Source organism: Gracilimonas sp. BCB1 (genome assembly GCF_040117685.2).
In the GTDB taxonomy this organism is placed as follows: Bacteria; Bacteroidota; Rhodothermia; order Balneolales; family Balneolaceae; genus Gracilimonas.
This window is the reverse complement of record NZ_JBEDYP020000018.1, coordinates 155,199-177,497: the sequence shown is the minus strand read 5'-3', so window position 1 is coordinate 177,497 and position 22,299 is coordinate 155,199. Positions and strand designations below refer to the sequence as shown.

At 45.9% G+C, this 22,299-nt stretch carries 18 protein-coding genes; 8 read left to right on the top strand and 10 right to left on the bottom strand.

Features of this window, described 5'->3' with window-relative positions; genetic code table 11:
* Positions 1 to 12: 12 nt before the first annotated feature.
* Together ABFW99_RS14690 and ABFW99_RS14685 are read right to left on the bottom strand one after the other, a co-directional pair.
* Positions 13 to 2,394: a choice-of-anchor B family protein gene (locus tag ABFW99_RS14690; RefSeq protein WP_349355524.1), complete on the bottom strand. Its 2,382-nt coding sequence runs from the start codon at positions 2,392 to 2,394 to the stop codon at positions 13 to 15.
* 139 nt (positions 2,395 to 2,533) lie between these two features.
* Positions 2,534 to 2,740: a hypothetical protein gene (locus ABFW99_RS14685; RefSeq protein ID WP_349355525.1), complete on the bottom strand. Its 207-nt coding sequence runs from the start codon at positions 2,738 to 2,740 to the stop codon at positions 2,534 to 2,536.
* Between the two features lie 110 nt (positions 2,741 to 2,850).
* On the opposite strand from ABFW99_RS14685, the gene ABFW99_RS14680 reads away from it, so the two are divergent.
* The 3 genes from ABFW99_RS14680 to ABFW99_RS14670 all read left to right on the top strand — a co-directional run bounded on the left by ABFW99_RS14680 (position 2,851) and on the right by ABFW99_RS14670 (position 4,826).
* Positions 2,851 to 3,108: a hypothetical protein gene (locus ABFW99_RS14680; protein WP_349355526.1), complete on the top strand. Its 258-nt coding sequence runs from the start codon at positions 2,851 to 2,853 to the stop codon at positions 3,106 to 3,108.
* A gap of 125 nt (positions 3,109 to 3,233) precedes the next feature.
* A complete protein-coding gene (gene sucD, locus ABFW99_RS14675; protein ID WP_349355527.1) occupies positions 3,234 to 4,109 on the top strand; it encodes a succinate--CoA ligase subunit alpha in 876 nt (291 codons plus the stop codon).
* A gap of 129 nt (positions 4,110 to 4,238) precedes the next feature.
* On the top strand, positions 4,239 to 4,826 hold the full coding sequence (locus ABFW99_RS14670) for a peptidoglycan recognition protein family protein (protein ID WP_349355528.1): 588 nt from the start codon (positions 4,239 to 4,241) through the stop codon (positions 4,824 to 4,826).
* 9 nt (positions 4,827 to 4,835) lie between these two features.
* Here ABFW99_RS14670 and ABFW99_RS14665 read toward each other — a convergent pair whose 3' ends face one another.
* Together ABFW99_RS14665 and ABFW99_RS14660 are read right to left on the bottom strand one after the other, a co-directional pair.
* Positions 4,836 to 6,110: a glucose-1-phosphate adenylyltransferase gene (locus tag ABFW99_RS14665; protein WP_349355529.1), complete on the bottom strand. Its 1,275-nt coding sequence runs from the start codon at positions 6,108 to 6,110 to the stop codon at positions 4,836 to 4,838.
* Positions 6,111 to 6,117: 7 nt separating this feature from the next.
* Complete coding sequence (locus ABFW99_RS14660; protein WP_349355530.1) at positions 6,118 to 7,557, bottom strand: glycogen synthase; 1,440 nt, start codon at positions 7,555 to 7,557, stop codon at positions 6,118 to 6,120.
* A 164-nt stretch (positions 7,558 to 7,721) separates the two neighbouring features.
* On the opposite strand from ABFW99_RS14660, the gene ABFW99_RS14655 reads away from it, so the two are divergent.
* The 4 genes from ABFW99_RS14655 (at position 7,722) to ABFW99_RS14640 (ending at position 13,084) form a co-directional block, all read left to right on the top strand.
* Positions 7,722 to 8,642, top strand: a complete 921-nt coding sequence (locus ABFW99_RS14655) for an ABC transporter ATP-binding protein (protein WP_349355531.1) — start codon at positions 7,722 to 7,724, stop codon at positions 8,640 to 8,642.
* A 2-nt stretch (positions 8,643 to 8,644) separates the two neighbouring features.
* Positions 8,645 to 9,943 carry an ABC transporter permease gene (locus ABFW99_RS14650; RefSeq protein WP_349355532.1) on the top strand — a complete coding sequence of 433 codons (1,299 nt, stop codon included), beginning with the start codon at positions 8,645 to 8,647 and terminating at the stop codon, positions 9,941 to 9,943.
* A 408-nt stretch (positions 9,944 to 10,351) separates the two neighbouring features.
* Entirely contained in the window at positions 10,352 to 11,542 is a 1,191-nt protein-coding gene (locus ABFW99_RS14645) for a retropepsin-like aspartic protease (RefSeq protein WP_349355533.1), read from the top strand.
* A gap of 540 nt (positions 11,543 to 12,082) precedes the next feature.
* On the top strand, positions 12,083 to 13,084 hold the full coding sequence (locus ABFW99_RS14640; RefSeq protein WP_349355534.1) for a hypothetical protein: 1,002 nt from the start codon (positions 12,083 to 12,085) through the stop codon (positions 13,082 to 13,084).
* 107 nt (positions 13,085 to 13,191) lie between these two features.
* Here the strand turns inward: ABFW99_RS14640 and ABFW99_RS14635 are convergent, their stop codons facing one another.
* The 6 genes from ABFW99_RS14635 to ABFW99_RS14610 form a co-directional block, all read right to left on the bottom strand.
* A complete protein-coding gene (locus tag ABFW99_RS14635; protein ID WP_349355535.1) occupies positions 13,192 to 14,265 on the bottom strand; it encodes a sensor histidine kinase in 1,074 nt (357 codons plus the stop codon).
* Positions 14,266 to 14,344: 79 nt separating this feature from the next.
* Complete coding sequence (gene purB / locus ABFW99_RS14630) at positions 14,345 to 15,640, bottom strand: adenylosuccinate lyase (RefSeq protein ID WP_349355536.1); 1,296 nt, start codon at positions 15,638 to 15,640, stop codon at positions 14,345 to 14,347.
* A 94-nt stretch (positions 15,641 to 15,734) separates the two neighbouring features.
* The gene (locus ABFW99_RS14625) at positions 15,735 to 17,225 is read right to left on the bottom strand and encodes a M48 family metalloprotease (protein WP_349355537.1); all 1,491 of its coding nucleotides are present in this window, start codon (positions 17,223 to 17,225) and stop codon (positions 15,735 to 15,737) included.
* Between the two features lie 75 nt (positions 17,226 to 17,300).
* Positions 17,301 to 18,329 carry a UDP-N-acetylmuramate dehydrogenase gene (murB, locus tag ABFW99_RS14620; RefSeq protein ID WP_349355538.1) on the bottom strand — a complete coding sequence of 343 codons (1,029 nt, stop codon included), beginning with the start codon at positions 18,327 to 18,329 and terminating at the stop codon, positions 17,301 to 17,303.
* 2 nt (positions 18,330 to 18,331) lie between these two features.
* Entirely contained in the window at positions 18,332 to 19,723 is a 1,392-nt protein-coding gene (locus tag ABFW99_RS14615) for a hemolysin family protein (RefSeq protein WP_349355539.1), read from the bottom strand.
* 148 nt (positions 19,724 to 19,871) lie between these two features.
* On the bottom strand, positions 19,872 to 20,363 hold the full coding sequence (locus tag ABFW99_RS14610; RefSeq protein WP_255131588.1) for a single-stranded DNA-binding protein: 492 nt from the start codon (positions 20,361 to 20,363) through the stop codon (positions 19,872 to 19,874).
* Positions 20,364 to 20,648: 285 nt separating this feature from the next.
* Between ABFW99_RS14610 and ABFW99_RS14605 the strand changes: the two genes are divergently transcribed.
* Complete coding sequence (locus ABFW99_RS14605) at positions 20,649 to 22,283, top strand: DUF1800 domain-containing protein (RefSeq protein ID WP_349355540.1); 1,635 nt, start codon at positions 20,649 to 20,651, stop codon at positions 22,281 to 22,283.
* Positions 22,284 to 22,299: the final 16 nt, after the last annotated feature.

The following is a 22,299-nucleotide window of genomic DNA, read 5'->3' as shown; positions in this document are numbered from 1 at the left end:
ATTTATTGTCGTCTACTGGTTGATGGCCTGCTGGTTGGTTTCCAGGATAAACAACCCTTCACGTCCACTGGTCATAACCACCACACCACTCTTGAAGTACGGGTAATTACTCCACGTTCCGGAAAATCCGGGAGAGTCTTTGGTGAACGGATGCGTATCGAAGTGACCAACTCTTTGCGGATTGGCAGGGTCGGTTACATCAATCACCTGTAATCCACTCACGTAATTAGACTGGTACATCATATTGTCTTTGATGTACAGGTTATGATCAGAAGAAGCATTCTCAATGAGATACTCACGTACAAACTGCGGATCATCAAGATCAGAAACGTCCCAAACGATGGTTCGTGTTTGGTCTACTTTACCCATCAGCTCATCCAGCTCATCATTCTGGAAGAAATAGCGATGATCTTCCGTCAACCATCCCTGGTGCACATAACCGTAATCAGGATAAGAAGCGGTTGAAAGTGCCACCGGGTTTTCCTTATCAGATACATCTGCAATACTGATGGCTGTTTCATTAGCACCGATACAGATTTCACTGCCATTATGCTCTTCATCGGGTCCGTCATAAATCACGCATTGTGCATCATGAGAATATCCGGTACCGCTTCGTCCGGTTGATGGATCTGCAAAACACCCTGCAAAAGTAGGGTTAGCCGGATCCTGAATATTCACCATGTGCAGTCCGCCACCACAGGTTTGTCCACCGCCGCTGCTTCCTACAATAAAGGCATAACCGGATTCTTCATTTATAACCACGTTATGTGCGCTGTGGATATTATCATACAGGAAGGTTTCTTCAAGTTGTAACGGCTCTCCGGCAAATTCACGTAATTGCGTCATATCGAGCACCTGCATTCCGTGTTCTCCGGAACCGTCTGCCACGATGTAAACGTGGTTTTTATATACTTTCATATCTCTCCAAACATTGGCACGAGCACCTTCTGTCATAGGCAGGTTACCAACGTAAATAGGATTCGAAGGGTCACTGATATCTACAAACGAAGTACCTTCATTTCGGCCAACAATGGCATATTCTTTTTCCGTCACCGGGTCTGTCCAGCCCCACATGTCGTTAAGGCGAACACCCCGTTCACCGCCAATAGCGCTGATTGGCATAAAGGAAATCAGGTCTACATTATTACACCCAAACTGATCGGCTTTACCATCGCTACAGTCGATACGTCCGTTCGTAATCGGCTTCAGTACGGTACCGCCTTTCCCGATTACCAGGTTTTGGGTAGTCCACATTCCCTCGGTATTTCTTTCGAGAATGGCTGCAGAACCTGCACCGTAATCGGCTCCCACCAATCCGGCAACCGCTACATCACCATCTACATCCAGGGTACCTGAGAAATAATCTCCTTTTTCCTGATCGGCCATCGCCATTTTGGAAGCTCCGCTCCACATACCGTTTTCATCCATGTCAAACTGATAAATAGTACCGCGACCTTCATTTGCATTCGGAGCTCCAATCCATACACCTGATTCCACAAATGTAATAGACCCGCCAAATAAATATCCCGACTGACCGTCAAAGGCTACCAGGCGTCCGCTTTCATTCCACTCTCCATCTTCGTTACAGTAAACGAATACCGTTCCTGAGGCACCGGCATTTCTTGGTGCACCAACCAGGATTTGGTCTCCATGAATGGCTAAAGCATTCCCAAACTGACTTCTCTGTGTGGTTTGATTACTTGTGAGCGTTGCCGTGTGGTTCCAGTTTCCGGAACCATCGTTATTAAATACTTGAACGGTTCCACCTTCCCGTTGTGGTGCTCCCACAACTAAATTCATTCCATCTACAGCCAGGCTTGATCCAAAATTAGATCCGGCGGTATCGGGATTCATCACGCTGGCAACTTCCATCCACTGGCCGTTATTGGCGCGGCGATATACAAATACCGCTCCGTTTCCATGATCCGGAGCTCCTACATAAGCATGATCACCTTTTAATACCACACTTGATCCCAGAGAGCTTTCAAGGGTATCCTCCGGCAGGGTGAATTGCCCGGCTTGGGTCCAGCTTCCGGAATTAGATTGCTCAAATACAAAAGCAGCACCATGGCCGTCATTCATAGACGGTGCGCCAATTAGTACATACTTACCATCTGCAGATACAGAAGAACCAAAACCGTCACCAATCATGCCGTTATCAGCCATGAGCATGGTTTCCTGTGCCCATTCTTCACCGGAATTCGCGAAAATATAAACTGCTCCGGGCTGGTGATTGTTAGACGGTTCACCAATAAATACAAAACCGTTTGAAATCGAAACTGCCTGTGCAAATCCAAACATAGGCTCAGATTCTCCATCAGGGGTAGTCTGTGCCTGTGCTGTAAACAAGGCCGTGGTTAGAAATAGCAAAAATAAACTCGAAAGTCGTTTCATGGAATCTTTGATTTGTTAATACTCAGGTAAAGAACTTTAGCAAGGTGAATATAGTATCTGCTTGCGAAAAATCCAGAAAATAGACGAAGGGGAAACATTTTTTAAAGAATGCTTCCCCCTCTGTTGAAATAACGTTTATCTATTCATCGGTGCTTTTGAGCAGAGCCCAGGCTGTGGCACCAATTAAAGCGGCTGTTCCCCCTAATATCAGTGCCAGGTTAACATCCCGCTGAATACGTTCCGCTTTGGACAGGTAATCGGAGCCAATCCCTTTCTTTGCAATGATGCCTTCCAGTTCTTTTACTCTGTTCTGTAATTCTTTTTTCGTTTTATTCTTCAAACTCATTTGTTTGATATCTTTTAGTTAAACTTTCCTGTTTCTTTAACTCACTTAAAACTTTCAACATAGAATCAGGAAATTTTGTTTCATATTAACATCCATAGAATTTGTTTTGCATGAGCGATATTAAGATTGACGAGGACAACCACCGGCTGGCACCTTCTTTTATTGAACGAATAAAGCACACCATTATCTCCGCTTTTCTTGGTGCTATAGTTGCACAAGTAATCGCTTGGCTTTTGGGGTTCCGTTCAATTGTACTTTGGTATGATGAACTACCCTTCCTGATATTTGCCGGCATTTTTGGCATACTTGGTTTTATTTTTGGTGAACGATTTATTGAAACACTGACTACAAAAATCAATGATTGGTAGAACTTTTAGCTCTTTTAAATGTGACAATCACTGAACCTGAAACTTTCCTTAACAAATAAGCATTTCAATTCGCTGGCAGAGATGCTATATTCCCAACCCCAAATTTGAACCTCAAAAAAGACAAAATGAGCGTATTAGTTGGAAATGATACCCGCCTGATTGTACAGGGATTTACCGGAAGCGAGGGTAGCTTCCATGCCGGACAAATGATTGAATACGGTACCAACGTTGTTGGTGGTGTAACTCCCGGAAAAGGCGGCCAAACCCATTTAGACCGACCTGTTTTTAATACTGTAGCAGAAGCTGTGGATGAAGTGGACGCCAACACTTCCATTATTTTTGTACCCCCTGCCTTTGCTGGAGATGCTATCACAGAAGCAGCCTTTGCCGGAATCAAAGTTATTATTTGTATTACAGAAGGCATCCCGGTTAAGGATATGATCGAGGCCAAACAAATTGTGAACAGCCACGGTGCTACTTTAATAGGCCCTAACTGTCCGGGTGTTATTACTCCGGGTGAGGCTAAAGTCGGAATTATGCCGGGCAGTATTTTCACCCAGGGTAACGTTGGATTGATTTCCCGCTCCGGTACGCTTACTTACGAAGCTGTTGATCAGCTGACCAAAGAAGGTCTCGGACAAAGTACAGCTATTGGTATTGGCGGTGACCCGGTTATTGGAACCACGCACCTTGATGCCGTTAAGATGCTGAACGATGATCCGGATACTGACTCCATCGTACTGATCGGTGAGATTGGCGGAACAGCTGAAGAAGAAGCTGCAGCCTGGATTAAAGATAATTGCGATAAGCCGGTTGTGGCCTTTATTGCAGGTTCTACAGCGCCTCCCGGACGACGTATGGGACATGCCGGTGCCATTATTTCCGGTGGTAAAGGAACCGCTCAGGAGAAAAAGAAAGCCCTGGCTGAAGCAGGTATTACCGTGGTTGAAAGCCCGGCTGAAATCGGTATTACGCTGAAGAAAATGCTGGAAACTGCATAAACCAGCTTTTTCAGTTTGAGTTTGAAGCCTCTTCCCTTTTTGGGTGGAGGCTTTTTTTATGGTTCGTAGTGTGTACATTCCCACATCAAACTATTGGTTAAACAATCTATATTATAAGTATTCAATTTCATGAAGATATTAACCCTGCTATTTTCGTTAGTCTTTTGGTTCACATTGTTAATCCCCGGTTTTCAGGTTGAAAAACCCGACATCATTTCGGTAGAAGACTGGGGGGGAAAGCCGCCTTCAGGAGAAGTGGAGGAACATGAGATCCGGTTCATTACCATTCATCACGCGGGAGTAGAAATGCCGGAGGATGCCGATCCCAAAGAAAAATTACAAGGCCTCCAAAGGTTCAGCCAGAACGACAAAAACTGGATCGACATCCCCTATCATTTCAGTATCGATCTGGAGGGAAATATTTATGAAAACCGGCCGCTTAAATATCCGGGAGATACCAATACCGAATATGATCCCACCGGTCATGCCTTGATTCAGGTACTGGGAAATTATGAGGTGCAGAAGGTTAACGATAAACAACTGGATGCAATAGCTCATCTATCTGCCTGGCTGGCTCAGGAGTACGATGTTTCCACTGATGCCATTGCCACGCATAAGGACTATTCAGATCAAACGGTATGCCCCGGCGAAGACCTTTACAAGTATTTTGAAGACGGGACCATCATAAACCGTATTCAAAAGTTGCTGAAAAAATAAAGTTCAGGTTTAAATAATAGTACCGTCCGGGATTACGGTGTTCTTTTTCACAATTACAATGCCGTCACGGACGTAGTGGTATTCGTGGTCCCCATCTTCGAGGTGACTTCCTCCAACAATCCGCACATCATTACCGATACACACATTTTTGTCGATGATGCAATTGCTGATGTAGCACCTTCGTCCAATTCCCATAGCCGGCTGTTCCGGGTCGGCATTTTCTATCACATCCCGATCCTGGAAATAGTCATTACCCATTATAATGGAATACTCTACCGTACTTCCTTTCCCGATGCGGGATCGTATCCCGACTACCGAACGAACGATGCGGCTGGCCTCAATAATACAACCTTCCGCCATTAATGCGTGTTCCAGTGTGGTTCCCATCAGTTTTGAAGCCGGAAGCAGGCGAGCCCGGGTATAAATAAAATTGTCATTATCATAGAGGTTAAAATCGGGCACCGTATCAGCGAGGGCTAAATTTGCCTCAAAGAAAGACTGAATGGTCCCGATATCTGTCCAATACCCGCCAAATTCATAACTGACTACCTTCTTCCCTCCTTCCACACATTTTGGGATAAGCTCCTTACCGAAATCGGTAGCATCGGGGTTATCCTCAAACAGTTTCTTCAGCATTTCCCGATTGAAAATATAGATCCCCATCGAAGCCAGGTAATCTTTGCCTTCATTTCTATACGGCTCCGGCACTTTTGACTTCCACTTATCCAGTTCATCGGCAGATGGCTTTTCTACAAAGTCTTCGATCACCCCATCTGCATTTGTTTTCATAATTCCGAAGCCGGTGGCATCACTCGCATTTACGGGAATAGTGGCCACGGTCAGGTCGGCGTCTTTCTGTTTATGGCGCTGCAGCATTTTTCCGTAATCCATCTGGTACAGCTGGTCGCCCGAAAGAATCAAAACATGATCGTGGTCATGGTTTTCCATATGGTGAACTGATTGACGAACGGCATCCGCCGTTCCCTGGAACCAGTCGGTACTATCCGGAGTCTGTTCGGCGGCCAGGATATCCACAAAGCCACTACTAAAAGCGTCAAAGTTGTACGTGTTTTTGATGTGGCGGTTCAGTGAGGCAGAATTGAATTGGGTGAGCACATAAATTCTGCGAATATCCGAATTCAGACAGTTAGAGATAGGAATATCAACAAGACGGTATTTACCGCCTACAGGTACCGCAGGCTTGGATCGCTGATCGGTTAAGGGAAATAGTCGCGTTCCCCGGCCTCCGCCTAAAATAACTGCTATAACTGATGACCTTTTCATATAGATCTTATTTTAAGATTAACGCTTTGTACATTTTCATGTATTCCTGAGCCGAGCGCTTCCATGAAAAGTCCAGCTTCATGATGCGGCTCAAAACCTCCGAATGTTGCGAAGAATCAACATACAAGTTAACGGCCCTTCCAATCGCTTCCGAAGCAGCTTCCAGACTGAATTCATCGAATGTGATACCGTATCCTTCCTTCTTCGAAATATCAGTAACGGTGTCTTTCAATCCTCCAACCGCACGAACAATAGGTACCGTTCCATAACGCATAGCAAACATTTGATTTAAGCCGCACGGTTCTACCCGCGACGGCATCAAAATGAAATCGGAGCCGGCATACATCTGATGCGCCAGTTTCTCGTTGTATTCGAGGGTGGCATCAAAATAGCCGACATGATCGCTTTCCATGCTCGCAAAAATCTGATGAAGCTGAGGATCGCCGGTGCCTAACAAGACAAAATTTACTTCCACATCCGAATACATCACCTGCTTAAACAAATCAGGTAGCAAATCGGCTCCTTTTTCACGAACCAGCCTGCCTATAAATGAGATTGTGGGCAGGTCTGGATTCAACCCAAACTCCCGGCACAAGTGTTTCTTATTCTCGGCCTTGCCCTTTTTTCTGTTTCGGTAGCTGAAGTTATATTCGATCAATTTATCCGTATTCGGATCCCACACTTCGGTGTCAATCCCATTCACAATGCCGGTCGATTTTTTCCGCTCTTGCTGAAATAATGATTCCAGCCCGCTGCTTTCTTCGGCAAGCTCACTCATATAGTTCTTGGAAACCGTAGTAATCTGCCAGGCACATTTCAAACCGGATGCCAGCGAGTTAAGCCTTCCATCCCAATCTAACAAACCCAGATTATCAATATTGAAAGCCGGTAATAACTTAAAGTTATCCAGCTCGTGTTCGCCGTGATACTCGGCATTATGAACCGTGAGTACCGTTGGGATATCCGACATCTCACGGTAGCGGTTACACTGCGAAAGCATAAAAGGAACCAGACCTGTATGATGATCATGGCAATGAACCACTTCCGGCTTTTCCTCCCGGACTTTCATCCATTCCAGCGCAGCAATCTGGAAACTCACAAATCGCTCCAGCTCGTCCCAGTATCCATGCCCTGACCAAGGGTCAATGTAAATTCCCGGCCGGTCGAACCTTCCCGGAATATCAATCACGAAAAAAGGAAAGCCCAGTTTATCCTTCTTCATTTTCTGCACCGAGAACCTGACCTGATCAGCAGCCATGGAGAAAGTCCCCTCAAAAACGGTTTCATAATCCTGAGAACCTATCCACTGATTGTCATACTTAGGAATCACTACTTCGCAATGATGCCCCAGCTTATTCAGGTATTTGGGAAGAGAGCCAACAACATCCGCAAGTCCGCCGGCCTTGGCAGCGGGATAACATTCTGCACTCAAATGAATAATGCGCATTGATTTGAAACCTGAGTCCTTATAATTCGTTACCGTTTATTATCATGGGAAATAAGAAATCTTTGGGCATCTTCCAAAAACATACAGGGGCTTTCTTTACAGTTACCTTTGCTTTTCTTAAGCTCTCCCGTCACAAATAGTCAATTTGAATTTAACATACGATTATGGCAGTAATTGAAGTTAATAACGTCTTTAAATCGTTTGGGAAAACCAAGGCGGTAAACGACGTTAGTTTTGAAGTTAATAAAGGGCGTATTTTCGGGCTGCTCGGTCCAAACGGTGCCGGTAAAACCACCACCATCCGGATGATTAATTACATCCTCTCTCCCGACAGCGGCAGTGTAACCATCAATGGACAGGTTGCCAGTCCGGAAACCCAAAAGGTGATCGGGTACATGCCGGAAGAGCGCGGTCTTTATAAAAAAATGAAGGTCATCGATCAGCTAATGTATCTTACCCAGCTGAAAGGCATGAACTCCACCGATGCCAAAAAAGCCATCGATTACTGGCTCGATCGTTTCGACGCTTCCGACTGGAAGAAGAAGGAGATTAATGAACTCTCCAAGGGAATGTCCCAGAAAATACAGTTCATAGCCACCATTGCTCACGATCCGGACATCTATATTTTTGATGAGCCGTTCAGCGGTCTCGATCCCATCAACAGTGAAACCCTAAAAGAGATTATCATTGAGCTTCGCGAGAAAGGAAAAACCATTTTATTCTCCACTCATCGTATGGAACAGGTAGAACAAATGTGTGATGATATTTGCCTGTTCAACCAGGGAGAAGCTGTTTTAACCGGTAATCTGCGGGAAATCAAATCATCCTTCGGAGAAAATACCATTAACCTGGAGTTCGAGGGCGACAGTTCTTTTCTGGATACGCTGGACAATGTTCGAATAAACAACCGATCCACCAACTTTGCGGAAATCCGCGTGCTGGACGGGCAGAATATGCAGGACATCCTGAAAGTAGCTATGGAGCATGCTGAAATTCACAAATTCGAACGCATTGAACCGTCACTAACAGAAATTTTCATCTCCACGGTTGGGGAAGACAACATCAAAAAAGGGGAGCTGGTATAATTATGAGTCTGCACAAAATTTGGTTAGTACTGAAAAGAGAATATCTCACCCGCGTAAAAAGTAAATCGTTCATCATTGCCACGGCACTCACGCCGCTTGCCCTGGTAGCCTTTATCGGCATTGTGGTGTACATCAGTATTTCAGATTCCGAAGTAGAAAAAAGAATAGGGATACTGGATAATACCAATGTTCTGGTAGAGCGATTGGTTGATATCAACCAGACCCGGTATTTTGATGTAAGTGACATCAACGAAGACAGCCTCCGTGCCGATGTGCTGGATGGCGATCTGGACGGATTTATTATTCTTAATGATCAGGTGATCTCAGAATCTCAAAGTCCCACCCTGATTTATGGAGGCAGCGGCGGTTTGAGCTTTATATCTGCCGTTCGGTCCGATTTACGGGAAGCCGTACGGGAAGAGAAACTCTCGCGCGAGAATGTATCGGATAACATCCGGGAAATTTTTGAGACCCGTACCGGACTGGAGGCCGTTAAGCTGACCGAAGAGGGAGAATCTGAAGATAACACGCTGTTTGCCTCGGCCCTTGGCTTTATACTTGGGCTGATGATTTTCATGGGGATTTTCATCTACGGATCCCTGCTGATGCGCAGTGTTATTGAGGAAAAAACCAACCGGGTGCTGGAGGTAATCGCTTCGTCGGTAAAACCGATTGAGCTGATGTTCGGGAAGCTGTTTGGCGTTCTGGCCATGGCCTTAACGCAGTTCAGTATCTGGATTGCATTTTATATCGGCCTTTCCATCGCTGCTGCCCCCATAGCCGGCATGATTATGGAGGCACAGATGAGTAATATTCCGGACGAAGCAGCACAAGCAGCAGCTTCCTCTTTTGACCCCTCCTCCCTGGAGCAGATGGTAGTAGATCCGATGGTATTCGTGAACTTCCTGATCTTCTTTTTCCTTGGGTTCATGATTTACAGCGCCGTGTTTGCAGCCATCGGTGCGGCTGTAGAGACCGAGCAGGATTCTCAGCAGTTTATGCTGCCGGTCGGACTTCCAATCTTCGTCGGTTACTTCCTGAATACCAAAGTAATGGAAGCTCCGGACTCCGGTTTATCTATGTTTGTGTCGTTATTCCCTCTCACTGCTCCCATCAATATGATTACCAGGATTGCGGCTTCCCAGGTCCCAATGTGGCAAATTATCGTATCCATTTTACTGATGATTCTGACTTTTCTGGGCATCATGTGGCTGGCGGCCAAAATCTACCGCGTGGGTATTTTGATGTACGGCAAAAAACCGTCCTTCAAAGAACTCGGCAAGTGGATTAAGCAGAGTTAAACGACCGGAATGGTATTACTTCATCTTTAAAAGGGACGAGCTTGCTCGTCCCTTTTTTTTGATTCGCCCCCTCCTTCTCCACCACCCATCCCATCATTTCTGCCTTTTATGTTGTCATTCCTGCGGAGGCAGGAATCTGAATGCTTGTTTATGGCTAAACTGCCCTTTCACAGAACAAGATCCCGGCTTTCGCGGCGGGATGACTCGATGCTGTTTCTTATTTTCTAGGTCTACTCTGTCAGCCCTGCGAAAGCAGGAATCCGGTTGTTTGATTAGCGAAAGAGCGAGCGACCGATTTTTGATGGAAATTTGATTTCCAGGAATTAATTCCGCTACTTCAATTAACTCAGAATCCCCGCACCGCTTACACGCTGGGACGATATACAACCATTTAGCCAGGTATATATCATGAAAAAAAAGGTACTTCTTGTATTGGGGTTGTTCCTTGTTACCAGCCCTGTATCAGGGATGCAGAATCAACCTGTCTGGATCACAGAAGGCCCCTATCTTGTAAATCCATCCGCTTCTTTTGAAATTCCAATAAAGCTTCTTGCCACAAAGTTATACGTTAAAGTTGAAATTGGAGGTGAAGAACGACGTTTTGTAGTTGATACGGGATCCCCCTCTATGATAGACGCCCGGCTTGCGAACGAACTGGGTTTAGAAGTAGTCGATACTAATAAGGGCAGGGATGCACACGGAAGCATAATTGAAACCAACATTGTTCAGGCCGGGATGACTATTGGTGGTGAAGAATTCCGTAAAGTGCCCATGATGACGGCTGATTTTTCCAACTCCCCGGCAACCCGACTATTCATCGGCGATGGGGTTATTGGTTCGGAGTTATTGCCACTTGGTTTATGGCAACTGGACCTCAAAAACTCCGTACTTCGCTTTAATACTGATCTGAACAAACTTCCTTACCTGAACGATGCCAAAGAGTTAACGCTCTATCAGTTTGGTTATCCTTATATGCCCATATTTGACGTTACCTTTTCGAAGCATGCACGAAGTAAAGCTATGTTCGATACCGGTTCTCCCTCATTTTTTACAATTTCTTCAAAGGATTTGGACGGAGCCCGAAAAAATTCGAAAACCGAAAGATCGTTATCCGGATATGGTTCACCAGGTACTTCTTTAGGAGGCCAAGCTGCGGAAACTGACTTACTCCTTACAATGCTGCCCGCACTTTCCATAGGCAAACTACCCTTAGGTGCAGTTTCCGCTTATCGTCGTGATTTATCTCCCAGTCTTATCGGAGCCAGTATGCTGGAGCACTTTATCATTACATTAGACGCTCGATCCGGGAAAGCGTATTTCAAACAATATTCGGATGGATCCTATGTGATACGATCGTTTGGTTTCACCCTGGCATTTGATAACACCATTTCCGTCGCAGCCGTCTGGGATGGTTCCCCGGCAAAAATCGCTGGGCTTCGTCCGGGTATGGAATTAATCTCCGTAAATGGTAGTAAAACCGAATTTTCTATGGAAGGCATACGAAGAGTAATTGACGCTATGAATAGAGAAAACATAGAATTAGTCTGGAAAGACGGCTCTGCTACCCTTACTAAAGAAGTACTTCTGCCCCCGAATTAGTGCTTTTAGAATTTATTATATCATTAACGAGACATCTTTTGGTCGATTCTCTTTCAAAGAATTGTTAGAGAACACAAGACAGTGGGACAGACTTCAATTTCTTGAATTGCTTGTTTTTACATTTTAGCCGTTCATTATCTCATAAATTACCCGCCGTCTGCGCATCGGTACAGGCAGATTTAACCTAATATCATACACCATTAATTGAGAGCTATGAGGCGGTCTGTTCATAATCAAAATTTTGCAAATAGAATGAATAACGCGGTTACCGGGATATGCGTGATCATACTCTTTTTATTTAGCGCGGCCCTCACACCTGCAACTGCACAATTGAACGAAACAGAAGCCCCGGGACGGCTCGCCCTCTTCCTCGATTGTGATTTTTGCGATGAGACCTTCATTCGTCAGGAGATGCCATATCTGGACCATGTTCGTGACCGGGAAGTCGCCGATGTTCACGTTCTCGTCACCCGGGAAGGCACAGGATCCGGCGGCGAGGCACGTACCATCGACCTCATCGGCCTTGGTATCTTTGACGGGATGAATTACTCCACCGTTTTCAATGCACCTGCCAACGCCACAGACTCCGAAGAGCGGGACGGATTTCTCCGAACCCTCGAAGCTGCACTGGTGCCCTACCTGATGCAGACCCCTATACGAGACCGACTGCGTGTGGATATTGAGACATCTGAATTTTACTCTGCAGGACAGATCCAGGAAACGGAAGATCCATGGAATCATTGGACGGTCGAGATCTATGCCGACGGCAGTGCCGACTTCGAATCCAAGCAGCGCTCCTTCGACACACGGTATGGGGTGTATGTCAGCCGCGTGACTGAAGAGTGGAAACTTCAGCTCCGGCCCTTCTTCAACTATAACTACGACCAATTTGAGCGTGAGGAAGGAACGATCACGAGTACGGCCCGACGCGACGGGTTTACCAGCTATGCCATACGAAGTATTTCACCTCATTGGTCTGCCGGTGCCTACGGAGATGTTCTCACCTCCACCTATTCTAACGTAGATTGGCGATACCGTTTCATGGCCGCAGTGGAATGGAGCCTCTACCCTTACCGCGAGGCCAATCGGCGACAGCTGACAGTGGCTTATCGCCTGGGTGCCTCGCACATCACCTATCGGGACACCACTATCTATAACGAAGTCGAAGAAATGCTGCCACAGCATCTGCTTAATGCAGGCTACGAAGTCGTACAGCCTTGGGGAGGAATCGAAATAGGAGTGAATGCCTCACAGTACCTGCACGACCTTTCGCGCCACAGTCTTCAGTTTGATGCGGAGTTCGAAATTCGTATCACAAGGGGACTTTCCGTTGAGATTGGAGGCTTCCTCGAACTCATCCATGATCAGATCAACCTTCCAAAGGGTAACGCAGACCTGGAAGATGTACTCCTGAGGCGCAGACAACTCGAAACCAACTATGAGGCAGGCATCAGCTTCGGGTTCCGTTATCGCTTTGGCTCGCTTCTCAACAATGTTGTAAACCCACGCTTTGGAGGCATCGGCAACCGCGACAGTTTCTGACCGAAGAAAGTAGCTTCGATAAACGGATCCTGGTTTTTGTTCTAAATTTTTAACCGTTAATTCTAATTCCCGAATTCCTACACCCGTTATGTTCAGGGTGTAAGAACCTACCTACCCTTCTTAGGTATGGTAATTGTAATTGTGGTCCCCTCGCCTTCTTTACCAGACAGTGAAATGGTACCATCATGAAGTTCAGTGAATACCCGGGCAATCCACAGACCAAGCCCGGTTCCTTTTTCGCTACCGGTGCCTTCTGATGAGCTTGAGAAAGCCTCAAAAATATCCTTTTTTTGCTCCTCTGATATCCCGACACCGTTATCCTTCACCGTCAGAATATAATTCTCTGAATCGGAACTGACTGACACCGAAATCTTACCCCCCTCTGGTGTAAACTTAATCGCATTCTGCACCAAGTTATTCAAGACTGACATCATCTTTTCTTTGTCCAGATACAGAATCTCATTTTCAGAGAGAGACGAAAGAGTTTCAAAATCGATATTCTTAGTACTGAGATACAGCTGGTGGTTTTTCTTCAGGTCTTCAAATAATTCACCGGCCTTAACCTCTTTTTGATCCAGGGTTAGTTTTCCTTCATCAAAGCGAGCAAGCGAAAGCATACTGTTCATGAACTCCAGCTGATGCTGTGCACTAACCTTGATCATTTCCAGGAAGTGTTTTACCTGATCCTCATTGGTTTCATCTCCTTTAATCTCAGCCTCAATCATTTCGGAAGCCAGATTGATGGTGCTTAATGGCGTACGTGAGTCATGAGAAATCAACGAAAGAAGCCGGTTTTTAAAATTCAGTAGTGCGTCCAGTTCTTCAATACAAAATTGAGTCTGACTCATCAGTACCCCCGCATCATCCCAATAATCTGTGGGGAGATGAGGTTTCTCTTTCTCGGAGCGATATTTATTCAGCGCATGTCCGGTCAGCCTTACCGGACCCAATATTTTATAGATGTAGTACAAAGTTCCGGCTGTACCTCCCAGTGTAGCCACCAGCACACACATCAAAATCACCATGCGATATTCTATGGGATAGAAAAAGGTCAGGAAAATAAACAAGGCTATCAGAGGTACATGAGTCCCTATGAAAGCAATGAGCAAGATTTTACCCGAATAGGAAGCCGGCCATTTTAGTTTTGACAGCAGTTTGTAAAAGCCTAAATCGTGAGTCATAAGTAGTATCTCTTTTGAACAATTTTTGATTCGAGTATCGTATTAATTCAAAAAAATTCAAACTCTTATTTATAACTTTCTACTTCAGCCCCACCCGTTCAAAAATCACATCCACGTTTCGTGTATGATGATTCAGGTCGAATGCATCGTCTATCTCTTCCTGTGATAACGCTTCTGTTATGGTGTCATCCGCTTCAACAATAGGTTTGAACAGCATTTGTTCTTCCCAGGATTTCATCGCCAGGGGCTGAACGGTATCGTAAGCTTTTTCTCTCGGCATCCCCTTATCGATAAGCTTGTGCAACAGACGCTGAGAGAATACCAGTCCCTGGGTCTTCCAGATATTAGATTCCATATTCTCCTCAAACACCACCAGGTTTTCAATAACCCCGGCAAAGCGGTTCAACATATAATCGAGCAAGGTGGTTGCATCGGGCAGGATAATACGCTCGGCGGAAGAGTGTGAGATATCCCGTTCGTGCCAAAGCGGAATGTTCTCATAAGCTGTAACCATATAACCACGGAGCACCCGGGCACATCCCGAGATGTTTTCTGAACTCACCGGATTTCGTTTATGCGGCATCGAAGATGACCCCTTCTGCCCTTTCCGAAAGGCTTCTTCGGCTTCCCGAAGCTCGCTGCGCTGCAGGTGTCGTACTTCCACCGCCATTTTTTCCATGGTAGAGCCAATCAACGCCAAAGTAGACAGGTAATACGCATGGCGGTCGCGCTGCAGGGTTTGGGTAGAAATTGGGGCCGGTTGCAGGCCTAATTTCTCACAAGTGTATTCTTCAACTTCGGGCGGAATGTTGGCAAAGGTTCCTACCGAACCGGACAGTTTACCAAACTCAACGTCAGCGGCAGCTTTTTTAAATCGCTCCAGGTTTCGCTTCATTTCGGCATACCACAGAGCGCATTTGAGGCCGAACGTAGTTGGCTCGGCATGGATACCATGAGTACGCCCCATCATCACCGTATATTTGTGCTGTTTTGCTTTTTCAGCCAATACACTCACAATGCGCTCCAGTCCTTCCAGCAGAATAACGTTGGCTTTTTTAAGTCGAACTCCCCAGGCTGTATCAACCACATCGGTGGATGTCAGTCCGTAATGCACCCATTTTTTTTCATCTCCAAGGGTTTCGGAGACTGCCCGTGTAAAGGCAACTACATCGTGGCGGGTTTTGGCTTCGATTTCTTTGATGCGGGCTACATCAAAAGAGGCATTTTCATACAGCTTGTCCACGTCTTCCATGGGTATTTTACCCAGCTTAGCCCATGCCCAACAGGCCGCAAGTTCAACCTCAAGCCAGGCCTGAAATTGTTGTTCATCGGTCCAGAGGTCAGACATTTCCTTGCGGGAATAGCGAGCGATCATGCGAAAGTTTTTTTGGAATGAAAGTTACGCGCCAAAGATACTGCTTTTCTTTTTCAGGTATCAAAAAGGATTCGGGTAAAATCCACTAAAACTTTTACTGAACCGGAATTTTGAGGATCGTCCCCTGCTGAACGGTTTCATCCAGTTTCACCTGGTTGATGATCGCCACATCCAGTGGCTGGATATCCATTGGCAGGTTGGACGGTAAGAATTCAGCAAAAGAAGCCGTTCGGGGGGCAGGCTTTAGTTCAATTCTGACGGGATCGATTCCTAAGATGGAAGCATCATTCAGCTCCCTGAAGCCAGCCGGTATAGCCGCAAATTCGCCCTCGTAAATGGGGAAGTCTGAAGCTGAGGTGTAACTCAGAAAGTTGTAAATATTTCCCTGGAACTCTATCGCTGTAATCTGGAGCCTCAGTTCCGTACTGTCCTGAGCAAGGGCGGTTGCAAAAGCCTGGTACCCATCTAAACCATTTTCGGTGTATACATATTGATCGGCTGTAGTAACCCCTTCCCTGTTCAGGAATGAGTTTACTGAAGCTTCGGGTGAATTACTTTCGGAATCGATGGTAAACTGCGTGATGGCTGTTTGCTCTTCATTCACCAACACCACAGAAGCCGGTTGATTATATACCTTCAGTCCGGCCGGAACAGGAAACTGAAACTTAAGATCAGGGTGATAAAAGGTTCCGTTTCTCTCAAAACCATGACGGGGATTATTCCCAAACACAATACCCTCGATCATGTTCAAAAATTCTTCATCATCCAGAATGGTTTGCTCGTAACCTCGTTCTTTCCACTTCTGAGCTAACTCCGGGATCGTTTTTTCACGTTCTCCCGGATCGGGGTGGCTGGATAGTAAAGTAGGAACTCCGCCTCCATGGCTTTCTGAAATGCGTTCCAGAGAATTGAAAAATTCAGCTCCTTCAGCGGCTTGGTAATTCTTCATTGCTGAGTACTCCACACCCAAAGCATCCGATTCGCGTTCATCATCTCTTCCATACTTCAAAAACATGAGCTGGGCAGTTTGGCTGCTTAGCTGAAGTATACTCCCACCGTCAAAGCCAAGCGACTGCCCCAAAACAGCCCCACCTAACACAGCAATTTGCCCGATTTGCTGCTCAACAGCCCGCTGCGATGCATGCCGGGCAGCTACGTGGCCAATCTCATGCCCCAACACCACGGCAAGTTGTGCTTCATTATTCAGGTGAGCCAGAAGTCCTCGGGTCACATAAATATATCCGCCGGGCAAAGCAAAAGCATTCACAACCGGGCTGTCGAGCACACGAAAGGTGAATTCGGTTTCCTGAAACTTCTTGGGAGTGTCTTCCCTTCGCAGGTGACTCACTTCCAGCAAAGATTGCCCCAGTTCGGATACATAATTGGATAGCTCATCGTTTTGATAAAGACCGTATTGAGCCACGATTTCCTTATCTGCATTGGCCCCGATTTTCTCTTCCTCTTCCCAGCTATAACCAAAGGCTCGTTTATTTCCCGAAACAGGGTTTTGTTCAAGGGTCACACATCCGCTTCCAAGTACAGCGAAGGATAACAGCAACGTGATGATAAAAGATCTTGTTTTCATGAATTTCATAATGATTTATCTCTTTATTTCAATAGATCTAAGTGAAATTATGCCACAATGTTTCCCGGTATCAGATCAGGATACAACATTAACTTCCGGTGTCAGTGATACACCAAATCGTTCTTTAACTGAAACCTGAATTTTCTGTGCCAAATTCCATATCTCCTTCCCGGTCGCATTCCCGTAATTCACAATAACCAATGCCTGCATCTTGTGCACACCGGCATCCCCGAAACGTTTCCCCTTCCATCCGCACTGATCGATCAGCCAGGCCGCCGGGACTTTCACCTTATCTCCGGCAGGATATGAAGGAATATCCGGGTAATTTGATCTCAACTTCTCAAATTGCTCTCTGGTAATCACCGGGTTTTTGAAAAAGCTTCCGGTATTGCCAATTTCGGCTGGGTCAGGCAGTTTGCTTTGGCGGATTTCGATCACCGCCTCGCTAATGTCTTTTATGGATGGCTTTCGGATTCCTTTCTCTTCCAGTTTATCAGAAAGTGCCCGGTAGGAAGTATTGACTTCCGGTGACTTTTGGAGCTTCAGTTTCACACCCGTTATCACAAAGTGTCCCTTCAATTCATTCTTAAAAATGCTGTCGCGATAGCCAAACCGACATTCTTCTTTGCTGAATGATTTTAGTTCTCCGGTTTTTACCTCAACGGCTTCCAGGGATTCAAACACTTCTTCCAGCTCTACTCCATAGGCTCCAATATTCTGTATGGGAGCCGCACCTGCCGAACCGGGTATCAGGGATAAATTCTCGATACCGCCCCAGCCTTTTTCCACGCAATGCAACACCAGTTCGTGCCAGTTTTCCCCGGCTCCCACATTCAGGATCACCTCCTCTTCATCCTCCTGATCAATGGAAATACCCTTGATATCAACATGGATAACCAGCCCGTCATAATCACTTATAAATAATACGTTGCTTCCCCCGCCTATCATAAACCCCGGGGTATCCTGAAAACGAGAGTCGGACAGCAGGCTTTGAAGCTCCCTAACGGATTGGATCGGGCAAAAATAACGGGCCTTTGCCGCTATGCCCATGGTATTATAATCGGAAAGGTTAAAATTTTCCTGAATGGAAAATGACTGGCTCATGACTACGATTCAGCAGGTGTTTGAACTTCTTTAGGGCTTTCTACTTTCACTCTCACCTTTTTGATCCGGTTATTTTTAACGGAGTGAACCGTGAGTTCAAGGTTTCTGTAAGTGAGGCGCTCTCCCACCACCGGCAGGCTTTCGGTGAGATGATATATCAACCCGCCGAGCGTTTCAAATTCGTCCTCATCGGTTGTAACCTCCGACTCCAGGATGTCTTCCATGTCATCCAGATCAATCTTGGCATCAAAAATATAGATCCCGCTTTTGAAACGGGTGTACAAGGTCTCTTCATCACCGGAGTCGTCGGTTATATCGCCCACGATCTCTTCCAGAATATCGTCCATGGTTACGATACCTTCGGTTCCGCCATACTCATCTACCACGATGGCAATGTGTGTTTTTTCCTGCTGGAAATCCCGTAGCAGGTCATCCAGTTTTTTAGTGGCTGGAATAAACAGAGCTTTTCTTGAAACGGTTTTCCAGTTCAGTGATGGTTCTTCTTCATCAGCATTCAAATACGGGAGTACATCTTTAGCATACAGTACTCCTACTATGTTATCCAGGTCGTTTTCAAACAAAGGCATTCGGGAAAGTCCGTTTTCCCGGATCTTGGTAAGCACATCCTGCAGCGACTCATCCAGCGCCACCGCTACGATGTTTACCCTGGAGGTCATAATCTCGCGCACGGTGATATTCCCAAACCCAATCACATTTTCAATAATCTCCCGCTCGTCTTCTTTGATAGACCCTTCCTGCTCGCTCACTTCTGCCATAGTTCGGATATCTTCCGACGTCATTTTACTGGTTGGTTTCGGAAGGTAGCGCTCGAGACTGATGGTACTATCCGCAATCAGCTTGGAGAAAGGTTTCAGCAGTATGAACAAGCTGTATATAAATGCACTGTTCGTTCTCGAAACTTTAATCGGGTTATTTATGGCAATAATCTTTGGGGTGATTTCGCTCAGAATCAAAATCATAAAGGTCAGTACAATCACCTCAACCGTATATACAATCACTTCCGAAAGTCCGTACGCCGCTACAATATCACCGGTGATAACGGCAGCCAAAACTGAGGCTACAATATTGGCAAAGGTATTTCCGATCAAAATAGTTGCCAACAAGCGCCGGGGTTTATCCAGCATCTTTATGATGCGATCGTCGGCTGAACCTAAGGTCTCATCCTGTTTGAGGTCCTCCATCCGGTTCGACAATGAAAAAAGGGCTACTTCTGAACCGGAAAATACAGCCGAAAATGCCAACCCAAGGAATAAAAAGAGAAGCTCGATTCCCAAAACTACGGGATCTAAAGCCTGCGCTGTGGCAGCTGCACTTTCACTGATCGTGATAAGAGAATCTTGAACCAAACTGAAAGGATCTTCGATAGTATCCAATTACTGTTTATTTATGATTGATTAAATGTAAGAACGCCTTCGCTATCTCCAAAAATAAAAGATTTTAAGCTAAGCTGAGCGATAAATAAAAAAACGACACGAGAATTCCTCATGTCGTTTTGATATTCAGATAAATGATGAGCCTGATCTAGAACGGCAGGTCGTCGTCCATGTCATCAAAGTTGCTGTCGAGCTCCACGTTGCTGCTCATGGGTTTACCGCCACCCTGATTTTGGTTCTGATTCTGGTTTTGGTTTGGACGCTGCTGAGGCTGGTTGCCTCCGGGTTGATTTCCGCCACCGGAATTACCCCGGCTGTCTAACATCACCATTTGCAGAGCTTTGATCTCGGTGGTGTATCGTTTTTGACCGTCCTTGTCTTCCCACTGACGGGTTTGGATCGGGCCTTCAATATAAACTTTAGAGCCTTTGCTCAAATACTGCTGGCAGATTTCAGCTGTTCTTCCCCAGGCCACCACACGGTGCCATTCTGTGCGTTCCTGATACTCCCCGTTGCTGTCTTTAAAGCGCTCGCTGGTGGCAATACTTAAGGTAGCCACGGCTGTGTTCGACTGTGTGTACCGTACTTCCGGGTCCTGACCCAGATTTCCAATTAACATTGCTTTATTGAGTGAACTCATAACGTATCCTGTTCTTTTTTGCTGTTTTGTTTGCAATGTAAGAGTTAGTTCAGAAGAATTCCTTACAAAAAAATTTTAAAAACATGCTCAATCATTAAGTAATCTCTTAATGATTAAAATTTATTTCGTGCTCAAAAATTCCCCGATATCCTTGTAAACCATCCAATTGCGGAAACCGGGAACCTTAGCCGAATTTCTCTCTATAAAAAAAGTGGCGACTATTTTGTAACACTTAACACTTTCCCCTTCTCTTTTAGGTACAGAAGAGACGAAAATTCGGAGCATATGATTAGTGAAGAGGTCAATGAGGACTTAAGAGAGTCCCCGATCAACATAAAGAAGGACAGCAATGTAAAAGCGGCAGGACTGGAAGCCTATGCCGGGCCATGGGGTAAAACTCAGGCTGCACATTTGGTACGGCGAACGCATCTTGGATTGAAAATCAACAACCTGAATTATGCTCGCAGTTTTGGTAGTGCAAGCGATGCGGTTGAAGCTATCGTTGACAATGCCATTTCTACCCCTCTGCCTGATGACCCGCAGTGGTACAGCAACAGTAATTCCGGAGATGTTCTGGACGTTTACGATATTCAGTTCCGGTGGATGGATGCCATGTATAACGGTGGGCTTCGCGAACGCATGAAATTATTCTGGAGCAATCACTTTGCCGTTTCTTACAGCAATATGAATGCGCTGCCCGATAAAGCCAGCGACAGCTATGCCAGCCATATGTACAAGTACTGGAAGCTGCTGCATGAATACAGCTTTGGCGACTTCAGGGAGTTCGTAACCCGGATGAGCAAGAACTCTGCCATGGTTTATTACCTGAATAACTATAATAACCGGGAAGGCCAGCCTAACGAAGATTTTGCCCGTGAGCTGATGGAGCTTTTTACACTTGGGCCAAAAGACAAGGATGGCAACGATAATTATTCTGAAAATGACGTAGCCGAAGTAGCCCGGGCAGTAACCGGGTGGCGCGTGAATGACGCTACTTTAAGCGGATATTTTGATGAAAGCCGGTTCGACAGTTCCAGTAAAACCATTTTTGGTGTAGCCAGTAATTTCGACCTGGATACGGTTATCGATCTGATTTTCTCCCAGAAGGAGCAGGAAGTCGCTTACTTTATTTCCAGAAAGTTGTACGTGTTTTTTGTTTCTGCTCAGCCTAACGAAACGGTAATTTCTGATCTTGCCGATTACTGTATCGATCAGAATTTTGATATCGGTGAAGTACTGAAGAAGCTGTTGAGCAGTGCTCACTTTTACGAGGAGCGATTTTACGGCTGCCGGATAAAGAGTCCGACCGAGATTTTCATGAGTTACCTGAGGGAACTGGAAATCACCCCCACAGCACAGCTAAAGGAATACATCCGCTTGCGCATGCAGGGATTGAATGAGGAGCTGCTTCGGCCCGAAACCGTATTTGGCTGGGCAGGTTATAACCCTCCCTATTCCGATGGAACACCGGGGCACTATTCCTGGCTGAACACCAACCTGATGCCTTCCCGATGGGATAATCTGACTGATATCATTTACGGGTATGACAACGCCGGAAACCGGTTCAATCCCATCCGTCTGGCTGAGAAAATATCAGATCCGTCAAATCCATTTACCCTGGCGGAAGATTTGGCCGAGCATTTGTTAGCCCCACCGCTTGATACCGTGGGCGTTCGAAAAATCGATGAAGATTTTGCCGGCAACCCGGCCCTTCACCCCAGCTCCAACGTAGCGGGTTTTGACTCGTTTCCCGAATACAAAATAAACCTGACTAAAATATTATTGGGAACCATTCCCTGGTATGAATTCACTGCTAACAGTGATCAGGATGGCAACCTGTATTACGAAGAGACTTTTGCTGAAGCCATCCGGCAATACATTTCCTATTTACAGCAATTACCGGCCTACCAGCTCATTTAATTTCAAATAATCGTCA

Coding starts and splice junctions, on each gene's coding strand:
- ABFW99_RS14690 (WP_349355524.1), bottom strand. CDS start 2,394: ATGAAACGACTTTCGAGTTTATTTTTGCTATTTCTAACCACGGCCTTG.
- ABFW99_RS14660 (WP_349355530.1), bottom strand. CDS start 7,557: ATGCGCATTATTCATTTGAGTGCAGAATGTTATCCCGCTGCCAAGGCC.
- murB (WP_349355538.1), bottom strand. CDS start 18,329: ATGAGCCAGTCATTTTCCATTCAGGAAAATTTTAACCTTTCCGATTAT.
- ABFW99_RS14680 (WP_349355526.1), top strand. CDS start 2,851: ATGAGCGATATTAAGATTGACGAGGACAACCACCGGCTGGCACCTTCT.
- ABFW99_RS14625 (WP_349355537.1), bottom strand. CDS start 17,225: ATGAAAACAAGATCTTTTATCATCACGTTGCTGTTATCCTTCGCTGTA.
- ABFW99_RS14610 (WP_255131588.1), bottom strand. CDS start 20,363: ATGAGTTCACTCAATAAAGCAATGTTAATTGGAAATCTGGGTCAGGAC.
- ABFW99_RS14685 (WP_349355525.1), bottom strand. CDS start 2,740: ATGAGTTTGAAGAATAAAACGAAAAAAGAATTACAGAACAGAGTAAAA.
- ABFW99_RS14655 (WP_349355531.1), top strand. CDS start 7,722: ATGGCAGTAATTGAAGTTAATAACGTCTTTAAATCGTTTGGGAAAACC.
- sucD (WP_349355527.1), top strand. CDS start 3,234: ATGAGCGTATTAGTTGGAAATGATACCCGCCTGATTGTACAGGGATTT.
- ABFW99_RS14635 (WP_349355535.1), bottom strand. CDS start 14,265: ATGACTCACGATTTAGGCTTTTACAAACTGCTGTCAAAACTAAAATGG.
- ABFW99_RS14640 (WP_349355534.1), top strand. CDS start 12,083: ATGAATTACTCCACCGTTTTCAATGCACCTGCCAACGCCACAGACTCC.
- ABFW99_RS14650 (WP_349355532.1), top strand. CDS start 8,645: ATGAGTCTGCACAAAATTTGGTTAGTACTGAAAAGAGAATATCTCACC.
- ABFW99_RS14670 (WP_349355528.1), top strand. CDS start 4,239: ATGAAGATATTAACCCTGCTATTTTCGTTAGTCTTTTGGTTCACATTG.
- ABFW99_RS14605 (WP_349355540.1), top strand. CDS start 20,649: ATGATTAGTGAAGAGGTCAATGAGGACTTAAGAGAGTCCCCGATCAAC.
- ABFW99_RS14645 (WP_349355533.1), top strand. CDS start 10,352: ATGAAAAAAAAGGTACTTCTTGTATTGGGGTTGTTCCTTGTTACCAGC.
- ABFW99_RS14665 (WP_349355529.1), bottom strand. CDS start 6,110: ATGAAAAGGTCATCAGTTATAGCAGTTATTTTAGGCGGAGGCCGGGGA.
- purB (WP_349355536.1), bottom strand. CDS start 15,640: ATGATCGCTCGCTATTCCCGCAAGGAAATGTCTGACCTCTGGACCGAT.